Source organism: Saccharothrix hoggarensis, from assembly GCF_052936025.1.
This window is the reverse complement of the sequence record NZ_CP193624.1, coordinates 454799-467397: the sequence shown is the minus strand read 5'-3', so window position 1 is coordinate 467397 and position 12599 is coordinate 454799. Positions and strand designations below refer to the sequence as shown.

The window sequence follows — 12599 nt, the reverse complement described above, 5'->3', positions numbered from 1 at the left end:
GGCGGTTCGGGGCGTGGGGGGATGGTGGGGCAACTAGGCTCGGGTTGTGATCACACTGACGGCCCGTTTGTCGCCCTCGGCCATCGACACCCGGCGTGGTGTGGTGCGGCTTCACCCTGAGGTGTTGGACGCGTTGGGGCTGCGGGCCTGGGACGCGGTGCGGCTCACCGGGGCTCGGGTCAGTGCCGCGCTGGCCGCCGCCACGAATGGCGACGGGCCGCCCGGGGTGGTGTTGGTGGACGACGTCACGCTGTCGAACCTCGGCGTGGTCGAGGGGGCCGAGGTCGTCGTGGCTCCCGTTGAGGTGGCGGCCGCACGGTCGGTCACCGTCGCCGGGTCGCGGTTGGCCGGCACGTCGTTGACGCCGGAGACGTTGCGCATGGCCCTGACGGGCAAGGTGCTGACGGTTGGCGACGCGGTGTCGCTGTTGCCGCAGGACCTGGCCCCGCCGCCCGGCGCGGACGTCAGCGCCACCCGACGCGCGCTGTCCCACGCGATCGGCATGACGTGGACCAACGAGCTGTTGACGATCACCCACACCGAGCCCGCCGGGCCGGTGGCCGTGCAGCCTTCGACGGTGGTCGGGTGGCGTGACGGGCCGCGCACCGGGGACTCCCGTGCCGTTGTCACCCGATCGAACGCCGCTCCCACCGCCGGGGCGGGGTCGGGGGTGACGGCGGTGGACGAGCGAGCCGGGGCGGCCGTGGAGCACCAGGCGCCCGTGGTGCCGATTGCCGATCTCGTGGGCCAGCAGGAGGCGGCGAAGAGGTTGGCCGAGTGGCTCGACCTGACGTTCAGCCACCCGGAGCTGCTGGCACGCCTGGGCGCGACGCCACGCCTCGCGGCGCTGGTGAGCGGCCCCGAGGGGGTCGGCAAGGCGACGTTGGTCCGGGCCGTCGCGCAGGGCGCGGGGGCCGCGGTGGTCGAGGTGGCGGCGCCCAGCATCGCGGTGTTGGAGGCCAACGCGGCGGCTCAGCGGGTGGCCGAGGCGCTGTCGTCCGCGCCCGCGCCGGCGGTGCTGCTGCTGACGGACGTGGAGGCGTTGCTGCCCGCCGCGACGCCGCCGCCGGTTGCGACGGTGGTGCTGGACGCGTTGCGCCGTCGCCCGGACGGGGTGGCGTTGGTGGTCACCAGCGCCCACCCCGAGGCGATCGACCCGCGGTTGCGGGTGCCGGAGCTGGTGGACCGCGAGCTGGTCCTGCCGCTGCCCGACGGCGGCGTGCGGACGGAGCTGCTGCGGGTCCTGCTGCGGGACGTGCCGGTGGAGTCCGATGTGGACCTGGGCGCGGTCGCGGACCGGACGCCGGGGTTCGTCGCGGCGGACCTGGTGGCGTTGCGCCGGGAGGCGGCGGTCCGGGCGGCGCTGCGGCAGCGCGACGCGGACGAGCCGCGGGTGGGCCAGGCCGACCTGCTGGGGGCGTTGGAGGTCGTCCGGCCCATCTCCATGTCCACTTCGGACACCCTGCGGACGGGCGGCCTCACGTTGGCGGATGTCGGCGACATGGTCGAGGTCAAGCAGGCGTTGACGGAAGCGGCGCTGTGGCCGTTGCAGTACCCGGACTCGTTCGCCCGCTTGGGGGTCGCGCCGCCGCGCGGTCTGCTGCTGTACGGGCCGCCGGGGTGCGGGAAGACGTTCCTGGTGCGGGCGTTGGCGGGGACGGGGCGACTGAACGTGCTGTCCGTCAAGGGCGCGGAGCTGATGGACAAGTTCGTCGGCGAGTCGGAGCGGGCGGTGCGGGAGCTGTTCCGGCGGGCCGCCGAGGCGGCGCCGGCGCTGGTGTTCCTGGACGAGGTGGACGCGTTGGCGCCCCGGCGCGGGCAGTCGTCGGACTCCGGCGTGGCGGACCGGGTGGTGGCGGCGCTGCTGACCGAGCTGGACGGGGTGGAGCCGCTGCGGGACGTCATCGTGCTGGGTGCGACGAACCGGCCGGAGCTGGTGGACCCGGCGTTGTTGCGGCCGGGCCGGTTGGAGCGGTTGGTGTACGTGCCGCCGCCGGACGCCGAGGCGCGGGCGGAGATCCTGCGGGCGTCGTCGCGGAACACGCCGTTGGCGGAGGACGTGGACCTCGACGCGGTGGCGCGGGAATTGGACGGCTACTCGGCGGCGGACTGCGCCGCGTTGATCCGGGAGGCCGCGTTGACGGCGATGCGCGAGTCGTTGGCGGCGGCGGAGGTGACGGGTGCTCACCTCGACGCGGCGCGCGCGGCCGTGCGGCCGTCGCTGGACCCGGCGCAGCTCGCGGCCCTCGCGGCGTACGCCGAGTCGCGGGAGCGGTGAGGGCCGCGCCGGCCGGGGTGCCCGGCTCGCTAGGAGACCTTGGCCGGCGTGCCCTTGTAGTCGTTGGTGACGATGACGATGATGCCGGGCTGCGCGTTCTGGATGCCGTCGAAGCGGGGCTCGACGCGGGCGCCGATGATCTGCGCCAGTTCGCGGGCCGAGGCTTCCTCGTCGGTGCCGGGGCGGAAGTAGACCGTGGTGGTCGGGATCAGGCCCTGGGAGTAGTTGCCCTTCTCGGCGACCTGCCAGCCGGCCTTCTCGACGTCCTCCGTGGCTTCGGCGGCGAGGCCCTGGGTGGTGCTGTTGTTGTAGACGCGCACCGGCGGCTTGGGCGCGGTGGTCACGGGCGGCGGCGGGGTGTCCGTGGCGCCGGGCGTGCCGGGGTTGCCGGTGGTCGCGGGCGGCGTGGTGGCGCCGGAGGTCGGCGACTCGGACGGCGCGGGTGAGGGCGACGGGGACGTCGGGTCGCCGGTCGGCTGCCCGGCGGTGTCGGACGTGCCGGGCTGGGTGGTCGACTGGTCGGTCGGCTGCGCGCCGGGCGGGTCGTCGTCGGGTCCGCCGGTGAAGAGGCTGACCAGCCCGATCACCAGGGCGATGACGGCCACGCCGAGCAGCGCGTAGCCCGCGGCCCGGGCGGGCTGCGCCGGGCCGGTCGGCTGTTCGGGGTTCGTCATCGGAGCTCGACGCCCAGCCGCTTCGCCGCGCGGGCGCGTTGCCTGCCGGAGCGGGACCTGCGCAGTCTCTTGATCAACATCGGATCGGCGGCCAACGCCTCTTCCTTCTCGATCAACGCGTTGAGCAGCTGGTAGTACCTCGTGGGGGACATGTCGAACAGCTCTTTGACAGCCTGCTCCTTCGCACCCGCGTACTTCCACCACTGGCGTTCGAAGGCCAGGATCTCGCGCTCCCGGTCGTTCAAACCGTCGTCCGGCCCCTCCGCCGGCGCCAGTGCCTCTGCGGCGTCCATCTGGCTCCTCAGCCGTGTCCCGTGCGTGGGTGCCATTACATCACGTGATCTTGGCGAGGGTCGGCTCATCGGTCGGCGCGTCCGATGAGCCGCGCCGATAGGCTGACCGTCATGGCAGTTCACCCGATCCGGATCGCCGGAGATCCCGTGCTCCACCACCCGACCCGTCCGGTCGAGGTGTTCGACGACGCGCTGCGGACCCTCATCGAGGACATGTACGAGACCATGGCGGCGGCGCGCGGGGTCGGTCTCGCGGCCAACCAGATCGGGGTCGACCAGCGGTTGTTCGTCTACGACTGCCCGGACGACGAGGGCGTGCGCCACCGGGGTGTCGTGGTGAACCCGGTGCTGGAGACGTCCGAGGTGCCGCTGGGCATGCCGGACCCGGAGGACGACTTCGAGGGCTGCCTGTCGGCGCCGGGCGAGTCGTACCCGACGGGTCGGGCGACGTGGGCGAAGGTGACCGGGGTCGACGGCGACGGCAAGCCCGTCGAGGTGGAGGGCACGGGGTTCTTCGCGCGGTGCCTGCAGCACGAGACCGATCACCTGGACGGGTTCATCTACCTGGACCGGCTGGTGGGACGGCACAAGCGGGCCGCGCGGAAGATGCTGAAGGCCAACGGGTGGGGTGTGCCGGGCCTGTCGTGGGACCCGGCGACGTCGCCCGACCCGTTCGCGGACGACGAGGACGAGGACCAGGACGACTAGACCGCCGACGCCGGTGCGGGCCTAGACCGGGTCCGCGGCCGGTTCGCCCGACGTCGGGTCGAGCGCGTCCGGCGCGGGTTCCCGGGGGCGCTGCGGTTTCGGCTGGTGGTCGGCGCGTGCCGGGCGTTCCGGCCGCCGCCACGGCAGCTCGGGGTAGGACGTCAGCTCGACGTGGGTCGTGCAGCGCGCCAGCTCGGGGTACGCGCCGGCGAGGACGGCGGCCCTCAGGCGCCGCACCTGGCCGACCGTCGGCAGCTCCCCCACCAGCAGGAACGGCAGCAGGAGCCGCCACGCGCCCACGGCGGCGTCACGGCGGCGGTGCGGTGCGCGGAGGGTGGCGCGGGCCACGCGGAGGGCGTGCTCGGCGGCCGTGATGGACGTGGGGTGGCCGGCGTGGTCCCAGGACCAGCGCAGGCCGTCGGCCATGGCGCACCTGACGCAGTCCACGGGTCCGGTGCCGAGCTCTTCGCCGCACTGGGAGCACGCGACCAGGGTCATCGCCCAGTCGGTGCACGTCCACGGGTGCCGTCCGACCTCGTCGGCGAGGACGAGTTCGGCCAGCTCGCGCTCGCCGGAGCCGCCTTCGGCGAGCTGTTCGGCGGCGAGGAGTTCCTGCCAGTCGAGCAGCCAGTACTGGTCCACGAGTTCGGCGCAGTACCGGCATCCGGGGTAGCCGCGCCCCGCCAGGTCGCCGCACGACGGGCACGGCGAGACGGCGGCGGGGCGTGCCACGCGCCGGGCGCCGGGCGGGAACGGCTGGTGATCAGCCACGCGAGAAAGGTACGCGCAAACGGCCGACCTTGGCATCCGCACCTTGGCACGGGCGGTGGGCCGTGACTATGGTCAGGCCGGAAGCTCGACGCAGTGACAACTCAACACACGCGGGAGCTCGCGCCACAGCGGGCTGAGAGGGCGGCTGGAGCCGAGGGCTCCGGTGCCGCCGACCGCCTGAACCTGACCGGGTAATGCCGGCGTAGGGAGGAATGTCGTGACGGCACTTGACGACCGTTCGGTCAAGCCCAGTGTCACCACCGGGCCGATCTCCGGCTCGCACAAGGTCTACCGCGAGGTGGACGAGGACGTGCGGGTGCCCTTCCGGAGGGTGGAGCTGACCAATGGCGAGCATGTCGATCTGTACGACACTTCCGGTCCGTATACCGACGACGACGTGACCATCGATGTCCACAGTGGACTTCCCGCACTGCGTGCGGGGTGGATCGCGAAGCGGGAGCCGGTCAACGGGGCGGTGACCCAGCTGGCGTACGCCAAGGCGGGGATCATCACTCCGGAGATGCGGTTCATCGCGGCGCGCGAGAGCATGACCCCGGAGTTCGTCCGGGACGAGGTGGCGATCGGCCGGGCGGTGATCCCGCTCAACGTGAACCACCCCGAGGCCGAGCCGATGATCATCGGCAAGAAGTTCCTGGTCAAGATCAACGCGAACATCGGCAACTCGGCCGTGTCGTCGTCGATCGAGGACGAGGTGGAGAAGATGGTGTGGGCGTCCCGCTGGGGCGCCGACACGATCATGGACCTGTCGACCGGCAAGCGCATCCACGAGACCCGTGAGTGGATCATGCGGAACTCGCCGGTGCCGATCGGGACGGTGCCGATCTACCAGGCGCTGGAGAAGGTGGACGGCGACCCGGCGAAGCTGTCGTGGGAGGTCTACCGCGACACGGTGGTCGAGCAGGCCGAGCAGGGCGTCGACTACATGACGGTGCACGCGGGCGTGCTGCTGCGGTACGTGCCGCTGACCGCCAAGCGGGTGACGGGCATCGTGTCGCGCGGCGGGTCGATCATGGCCGCGTGGTGCCTCGCGCACCACAAGGAGAGCTTCCTCTACACGCACTTCGAGGAGCTGTGCGAGATCCTGCGCAAGTACGACGTGACGTTCTCGCTGGGCGACGGCCTGCGGCCGGGGTCGATCGCGGATGCCAACGACGAGGCGCAGTTCGCCGAGTTGCGGACGTTGGGCGAGTTGACGCACATCGCGCGGGCGCACGACGTGCAGGTGATGATCGAGGGTCCGGGTCACGTGCCGATGCACAAGATCGCGGAGAACGTGCGGCTGGAGGAGGAGTGGTGCGGCGAGGCGCCGTTCTACACCCTCGGGCCGCTGGCCACGGACATCGCGCCCGCGTACGACCACATCACGTCGGCGATCGGCGCGGCGCAGATCGGGTGGCTGGGCACGGCGATGCTGTGCTACGTGACGCCGAAGGAGCACCTGGGGCTGCCGAACCGGGACGACGTGAAGACGGGCGTGATCACGTACAAGATCGCGGCGCACTCGGCTGACCTGGCCAAGGGCCACCCGGGCGTGCAGGACTGGGACGACGCGTTGTCGAAGGCCCGGTTCGAGTTCCGGTGGGAGGACCAGTTCAACCTGTCGCTGGACCCGGACACGGCGCGGTCGTTCCACGACGAGACGCTGCCCGCGGCGCCCGCGAAGACGGCCCACTTCTGCTCGATGTGCGGGCCGAAGTTCTGCTCGATGAAGATCACCCAGGACGTGCGGCGGTACGCGGAGGAGCGCGGTCTGTCCACTGTGGAGGCGATCGAGGCGGGCATGTCGGAGAAGTCGCACGAGTTCTCCGACCAGGGCAACAAGGTCTACCTGCCGGTCGTGGACTGATTCGGGGTGGACTGATGGCTGTGGCTCCGCCCAAGGTCCTCACCATCGCCGGGTCCGACTCCGGCGGTGGTGCGGGCCTGCAGGCCGACCTGCGCACGTTGTTCGCGTGCGGTGTGCACGGGATGACCGCGGTGACCGCGGTGACCGTGCAGAACTCGCTGGGCGTGACCGGGTATACCGAGATCCCTCCGGAGGTGGTGGCGGCGCAGATCGAGGCCGTGGCCACGGACATCGGGGTCGACGCGGCGAAGACGGGCATGCTGGCGTCGGCGGCGATCATCGAGGCGGTCGCGGGCGCGCTGGACCGGGTCCGCACCGGACCGTTCGTGGTGGACCCGGTGGCGGCGTCGATGCACGGGAACCAGCTGCTGGCCGACGACGCGCTGGACGCGTTGCGGACGTTGCTGTTCCCGCGGGCGACGCTGGTGACGCCGAACCTGGACGAGGTGCGGCTGCTCACCGGGCTGGACGTGCGCAGCCGCGCGGACCAGCGGAAGGCCGCCGAGGTGCTGCACGCGATGGGCCCGGAGTGGGTGCTGGTGAAGGGCGGGCACCTGTGGGACGACCCGGAGTGCCTGGACGTGCTGTACGACGGGTCGGAGTTCATCGAGCTGCTCGGGCCGCGGTACGACGTGAAGCACACGCACGGCAGCGGCGACACGCTGGCGTCGGCGATCGCGTCGCAGCTCGCGCGGGGTGCGGACGTGCCGGCGGCGGTGCGGTTCGGCAAGGACTTCATCGTCCGGTCGGTGGCCGCCGCGTACCCGTTGGGCAGCGGTGTGGGTCCGGTGTCGCCGTTGTGGAGGTTGTCCGACCCGAGCTGAGTGCCGGTGGCCGGTAGTAGCGTCCGGCGCGTGATCGGGAACGACGCCGCGGCGCAAGGCCGTCCACAGCCCGCTGTCCCCCGGTTCGTGGATTCGGTGTTCCGGCCCGGTGTGCGGTGGACGACCGCCCGGTCGTCCACCGCGGTCACCGAGCTGCGCGAGGCGGGCGCGGTGCGGCTGCCCAGCGGGCGGCTGGTGGTCGCCGACCCCGGTCACCTGGACTTGGACGCCGCGCCGTTCACGGTCGGCGTGCCGCCCGGCGAGTACCCCGTCGAGGTGGCCGCGGTGCGGTTCGAGGACCGGCCCGAGCACGTGCGGGTGGCCGCGGCGCGGCTGGTGGTGTCGCGCGAGCCGGTGGTGTCGTGGGAGATGGCGCTGCTGGACGGGCAGGACCCGGCGGAGCTCGGCGACGACGAGTTCTACGGGTTCGGCGTGGACACCGGCACGGGGTGCTTCGTGGACGGCGACGCGGCCCGCTCGATGGGCGAGTACGTCGACCGGAACTTCGAGGACGCCTACGACGAGGTGTTCGAGGCGCAGGTGGCGGAGATGCGCGATCCGGAGACGGGTGACGCGCTGGTCGCGTTCGTCAGCGGTTGGGGCGACGGCTCGTACCCGACGTGGATCGGCCGCACGGCGGGCGGTGACGTGGCGTGCTTCGTCGTGGACACGTTCGTGCTGCACGGCGGTGTGCCGGAGGGGCAGGCTCGCTGACGTCGGGCCGGTGGACGTTCCGGGGAGGTTGCCGGGCGGGGGTCAACCGGGGTGGGGCGGCGCGTCCTCCCGGTCATGGGCGCACGTCAGGACGCGGACCTCGCCGGGCTGGCGCCGGGGCCGTCCGCGGGGCTTGCCGTCACACCGTGCTCCCCGGACCCGTTCCCCCTTACCGCCGGACGGTCAGGTGGTTTCGCCGACCAGTTCCTCCAACGCCGGCAGGGCGTTGACCAGGGCCTCGCGGTGTTCCGGTGACAGTTCCTCGATGCGCCGCTGCAGCTCGCGCACCCGTGCCGAGCGCACGCCGGACACCATGGTCACGCCCTCCGGGGTGGGGGTGGCGAGCCACGCGCGGCCGTCTTGGGGGTCCGGTTCGCGCCGCACGTAGCCTGCTTCCACCAGGGCCGCGACGATCCGGGACAGGGTGGGCGGGGCGACGCCTTCCTTCGCGGCCAGGTCGCCCAGCCGCATCGGGCCGCACCGCGCCAACGTCGCCAGCGCGGACACCGCGCCGGGCCCGAGACCGGGCGACCCGGTGCGCCGCAGCAGCCGGGAAAGCCTGCCGATCGCGAGGTACAGCCGGGCGGTGGCGTCCTCGACCTGCTCGGCCGTCACGGCACTCCTCCTCGGGCAGACGGACACAACGAGCATCCATCATGCCGTGTCCGGCAATCACCCCATTGCCGGACTCGACGCGTGCGCCCAGAACCTCTTCGGGATGCGCCCGGCGAGCCGCGCCAGCCGGCCCGCCTCGACGCCGGCGCGCATCGCGGCCGCCATCCGCTCCGGGTCCTGCGCCCGCGTCACGGCGGTCGCCAGCAGCACGGCCGAGCAGCCGAGTTCCATGGCCAGCGCCGCGTCGGACGCCGTGCCGACGCCCGCGTCGAGGACGACCGGCACGGACGCCCGCGCCACGATCAGCTCGATGTTGTGGGGGTTGCGGATGCCGAGGCCGGTGCCGATGGGCGACCCGAGCGGCATGACGGCGGCGCAGCCCAGCTCTTCCAGGCGCAGCGCCAGGACCGGGTCGTCGGACGTGTACGGCAGCACGACGAACCCGTCGTCGACGAGCTTCTCCGCGGCGTCCAGCAGCTCCACCGGGTCGGGCAGGAGGGTGCGGTCGTCGGCGACGACCTCCAGCTTCACCCAGTCCGTGCCGAGCGCTTCACGGGCCAGCCGCGCGGTGAGCACGGCTTCGGCGGCGGTGCGGCAGCCGGCCGTGTTGGGCAGGGCGGAGATGCCGAGCCGTCCCAGCAGGTCGAGGACGCCGCCGCCGGACGCGTCGAGCCGGCGCATGGCGACGGTGGTCAGCTCGGTGCCGGACGCCACCAGGGCGCGTTCCAGCACCGACAGGTTCGCCGCGCCGCCGGTGCCCATGACCAGGCGCGAGCCGAACTCCCGTCCGGCGATCACCAAGGGGTCGTCCACGTCAGCCTCCCTGCACGGCGGTCAGCACCTCGACGGCGGCGCCGTCGCGCACCACGGTCGTCTCCCACGCGGCGCGCGGCACGACTTCGCCGTCCACGGCGACCGCGACGCCGCTGGGCGGCGCGTCGAGCAGTGCCAGGACGGCGGCGACGGTGGCGCCGTCGGCCAGTTCCCGTTCCAGTCCGTTGACCTTCGCCTTCACCGGCTGTTTCCTCCCTCGCGGAGCAGGGTGAGCACCCGCCGCGCCGTGACGGGCGCGAGCAGGAGACCGTTGCGGTGGTGGCCGGTGGCGGCCAGCACCCCGGGTTCGAGCCAGTCGATGACGGGCGCGTTGTCGGGGCTGCCGGCGCGGAACCCGGCGGCGGCCTCGGCGAGCCCGTACTCGGCGATGCCGGGCCACACCACCTCGGCGTCGCGCAGCAGGTCGCGGACGCCGCCGACGGTGACGTCGCCGTCGAACCCGGCTTCGTACTGGGTGGCGCCGAGGACGAACCCGTCGGCGCGCGGCACCAGGTAGACGGGGCGGCCGGAGACCTGGGCGCGGATGGTGTGCCGGGGCGGCGGCAGCGCGCCGGGGCGGGCGGTGAGGCGCAGGATCTCGCCCTTGACGGGGCGGATCACGGCGCGGAGCGCGGGGTGCAGGTCGCGGCTCCACGCGCCGGCCGCGATCACGGTCACGTCGGCGTCCGGCGCGGGTTCGGGGATGAACCGCACGCCGGACGCGGCGCACGCGTCGCGCAGCGCCCGCAGCAGGGCGCGGTTGTCCACGGCCACGTCGCCGGGCACGGACAGTCCACTTCGGACCGGGCCGAGGCCGGGTTCGAGGGCGCGCAGCTCGCGGCCGGTGAGCTTCGCGGCGGAGCGGCCCAGGCTGCCCAGGTAGGCGCAGAGCTGGTCCAGCACCTCGACGTCGGCGCGGTCGACGGCCACCGCCAGGGTTCCCACCGGGCTCAGCTCCACGCCCAGCTCGCGGGCGAAGTCGGGCCACAGCTCCAGCGACTCCACGCCGAGCTTCAGCACGTCCTCGTCGCCGGGCCACGCCTCGGTGATCGGCGCCAGCATCCCGCCCGCGACCCACGAGCCGCCGTGCGGCGAAGCGCGGTCGACGAGCTCCACGGGGTAGCCGGCGCCCGCCGCGCGCCACGCGACGGACAGGCCGATGACGCCGCCGCCGAGGACGGTCACTCGCATTGCCAAGGCACTCACGCTCCCTGCGCCGGCATGACCCGGATCAGGTTCGACGGTCGGAGCGAACCACGCTCCCTCTCAGCCCGGTGTTTCCAGGCTCCCGTGCGGACCGCCTCCACCGTAGCGCACGAAACGCGCCGGCGGTTACCGTGCGGCCGTGCCAGGACTCGACGGAACGCAGATCAGGCGGCGGCTCGCCGACGCACGGCTCTACCTCTGCACGCCGGACCGCCCCGACCTCGCCGAGTTCGCCGACGCGGCGCTCGCGGGCGGCGTGGACATCGTGCAGTTGCGGGACAAGGGGCTGGAGGCCAAGCAGGAGATCGCCGCGCTGGAGGTGCTGGCGGAGGCGTGCGCGCGGCACGGCGCGCTGCTCGCGGTGAACGACCGGGCGGACGTGGCGCTGGCCGTGGACGCGGACGTGCTGCACCTGGGGCAGGACGACCTGCCGGTGCCGGTGGCGCGGCGGGTCGTCGGCGACGACGTGGTGATCGGCCGGTCGACGCACGACGTCGACCAGGCGCGGGCGGCGGCGGTGGAGCCGGGCGTGGACTACTTCTGCACCGGGCCGTGCTGGCCGACGCCGACGAAGCCGGGACGTCCGGCGCCGGGGCTGGACCTGGTGCGGGCCACGGCCGGCGACGGCGTGCGGCGGCCGTGGTTCGCGATCGGCGGGATCGACCGGGACCGGCTGCCGGAGGTGCTGGCGGCGGGCGCGGACCGGGTCGTGGTCGTGCGGGCCGTCACGGAGGCGGAGGACCCCCGCGCCGCCGCATCCTGGTTGAAACTTCAACTAAAGGGCGTACAGTCGTCGGTGTGATGCCTGTGCTGTACCTGGGCCACGGGGCGCCCCCGCTGGCCGACGACCCGCGGTGGACCGGCGAGCTGAAGTCGTGGTCCGCGACCCTGCCACGCCCGGAGTCGATCCTCGTCGTCTCCGCGCACTGGGAGAACAACCCGCTCACGGTGGGCGCGACCACCACCGTGCCGCTCACCTACGACTTCTACGGCTTCCCGCGCCGGTACTACGAGGTCACCTACGAGGCTCCGGGCGCGCCCGCGCTCGCCGACGACGTCACCCGGCTCCTCGACCGGCCCGTCGCGCGCGACGAGGGGCGCGGGCTGGACCACGGCGCGTACGTGCCGCTGAAGGAGATGTTCCCCGAGGCGGACGTCCCGGTGCTCCAGATGTCCATGCCCAGCCTCGACCCGCGCGACCTGTTCGACGTGGGCCGCCGGCTGGCGCCGCTGCGCGAGCAGGGCGTGCTGATCGTCGGCAGCGGGTTCATGACGCACAACCTGAGCTGCGTCGACATGTCGGCGGGCCCGGACTACGTGCCGCCGTCGTGGTCGGCCGAGTTCGACGACTGGGCGGGCCGGGCGCTCGCCGCGGGCGACGTGGACGCGCTGCTGGACTTCCAGCGCAAGGCGCCCGCCGCCGGCATCGCGCACCCGCGCACCGAGCACTTCGCGCCGCTGTTCGTCTCGCTCGGCGCGAGCACCGCGCCGGAGGCCACGACCACCGTCGAGGGCTTCTGGTACGGGCTGTCGAAGCGGTCCGTCCAGTTCGCCTGACGGGCCGGTCCCCGGCCGGCCGGACTCCCGACTGGCCGGGTCCCGCCGGCTGACCGGGTCTCCCGGCCAGCCGGCCGGGTCCCGCCGGCCGGCCGCGTCTCCCGACTGGCCGGGTCCCGCCGGCTGACCGGGCCTCCCGGCCGGCCGGCCGGGTCCCGCCGGCCGGCCGCGTCTCCCGATCGGTTTCCCCCGAACGCGGACACCCCCCGGGCGTGGGCCCGAGGGGTGTCCGTCACGGGGTGCGCGGCCCGCAGGGACCGACCGCGCGTCCGCCTGGTG

Annotated in this window: 14 protein-coding genes and 1 riboswitch; of the genes, 7 read left to right on the top strand and 7 right to left on the bottom strand. The window is 73.5% G+C overall.

All coding sequences use genetic code 11. The annotated features are described in order from the left end of the window. Window positions 1–46 precede the first annotated feature (46 nt). Window positions 47–2278 carry an AAA family ATPase gene (locus ACRAKH_RS02350; protein WP_380724245.1) on the top strand — a complete coding sequence of 744 codons (2232 nt, stop codon included), beginning with the start codon at window positions 47–49 and terminating at the stop codon, window positions 2276–2278. A gap of 29 nt (window positions 2279–2307) precedes the next feature. Here ACRAKH_RS02350 and ACRAKH_RS02345 read toward each other — a convergent pair whose 3' ends face one another. Next, window positions 2308–2952 (bottom strand): LytR C-terminal domain-containing protein, encoded by a 645-nt coding sequence (locus ACRAKH_RS02345; protein ID WP_380724246.1) that lies wholly within the window; start codon window positions 2950–2952, stop codon window positions 2308–2310. Continuing rightward, complete coding sequence (locus ACRAKH_RS02340) at window positions 2949–3245, bottom strand: DUF3263 domain-containing protein (RefSeq protein ID WP_033442579.1); 297 nt, start codon at window positions 3243–3245, stop codon at window positions 2949–2951. The genes ACRAKH_RS02345 and ACRAKH_RS02340 overlap by 4 nt, the downstream gene beginning before the upstream one ends. 111 nt (window positions 3246–3356) lie before the next feature. On the opposite strand from ACRAKH_RS02340, the gene ACRAKH_RS02335 reads away from it, so the two are divergent. Beyond that, entirely contained in the window at window positions 3357–3953 is a 597-nt protein-coding gene (locus ACRAKH_RS02335) for a peptide deformylase (RefSeq protein WP_380724247.1), read from the top strand. A 21-nt stretch (window positions 3954–3974) separates the two neighbouring features. Here ACRAKH_RS02335 and ACRAKH_RS02330 read toward each other — a convergent pair whose 3' ends face one another. Further along, window positions 3975–4724, bottom strand: a complete 750-nt coding sequence (locus ACRAKH_RS02330; protein WP_380724248.1) for a hypothetical protein — start codon at window positions 4722–4724, stop codon at window positions 3975–3977. Between the two features lie 217 nt (window positions 4725–4941). On the opposite strand from ACRAKH_RS02330, the gene thiC reads away from it, so the two are divergent. From thiC to ACRAKH_RS02315, 3 genes are read left to right on the top strand one after another with little or no spacing between them, the layout of a single operon-like run. Beyond that, window positions 4942–6591, top strand: coding sequence for a phosphomethylpyrimidine synthase ThiC (gene thiC / locus ACRAKH_RS02325; RefSeq protein WP_380724249.1), 1650 nt, complete (start codon window positions 4942–4944; stop codon window positions 6589–6591). Window positions 6592–6605: 14 nt separating this feature from the next. Next, on the top strand, window positions 6606–7415 hold the full coding sequence (gene thiD, locus ACRAKH_RS02320; RefSeq protein ID WP_380724250.1) for a bifunctional hydroxymethylpyrimidine kinase/phosphomethylpyrimidine kinase: 810 nt from the start codon (window positions 6606–6608) through the stop codon (window positions 7413–7415). A 30-nt stretch (window positions 7416–7445) separates the two neighbouring features. Next, window positions 7446–8129 (top strand): DUF4241 domain-containing protein, encoded by a 684-nt coding sequence (locus tag ACRAKH_RS02315; protein ID WP_380724251.1) that lies wholly within the window; start codon window positions 7446–7448, stop codon window positions 8127–8129. A 183-nt stretch (window positions 8130–8312) separates the two neighbouring features. On the opposite strand, the gene ACRAKH_RS02310 is transcribed toward ACRAKH_RS02315, so the two are convergent. The 4 genes from ACRAKH_RS02310 to thiO are packed head-to-tail and all read right to left on the bottom strand — an operon-like array spanning window position 8313 to window position 10748. After that, window positions 8313–8780, bottom strand: a complete 468-nt coding sequence (locus ACRAKH_RS02310) for a MarR family winged helix-turn-helix transcriptional regulator (protein WP_447009593.1) — start codon at window positions 8778–8780, stop codon at window positions 8313–8315. A 21-nt stretch (window positions 8781–8801) separates the two neighbouring features. Then, window positions 8802–9557, bottom strand: a complete 756-nt coding sequence (gene thiG, locus ACRAKH_RS02305) for a thiazole synthase (protein WP_380724253.1) — start codon at window positions 9555–9557, stop codon at window positions 8802–8804. Between the two features lies 1 nt (window position 9558). Beyond that, entirely contained in the window at window positions 9559–9759 is a 201-nt protein-coding gene (gene thiS, locus ACRAKH_RS02300) for a sulfur carrier protein ThiS (protein WP_380724254.1), read from the bottom strand. Further along, complete coding sequence (gene thiO, locus ACRAKH_RS02295) at window positions 9756–10748, bottom strand: glycine oxidase ThiO (RefSeq protein WP_380724263.1); 993 nt, start codon at window positions 10746–10748, stop codon at window positions 9756–9758. Before thiO ends, thiS begins: the two co-directional genes overlap by 4 nt. Then, window positions 10749–10859, bottom strand: a riboswitch (TPP riboswitch). Between the two features lie 43 nt (window positions 10860–10902). Between thiO and thiE the strand changes: the two genes are divergently transcribed. Next, window positions 10903–11565 (top strand): thiamine phosphate synthase, encoded by a 663-nt coding sequence (gene thiE / locus ACRAKH_RS02290; RefSeq protein ID WP_380724255.1) that lies wholly within the window; start codon window positions 10903–10905, stop codon window positions 11563–11565. After that, on the top strand, window positions 11565–12320 hold the full coding sequence (locus tag ACRAKH_RS02285) for a dioxygenase family protein (protein WP_380724264.1): 756 nt from the start codon (window positions 11565–11567) through the stop codon (window positions 12318–12320). Before thiE ends, ACRAKH_RS02285 begins: the two co-directional genes overlap by 1 nt. The last annotated feature ends 279 nt before the right edge of the window (window positions 12321–12599 follow it).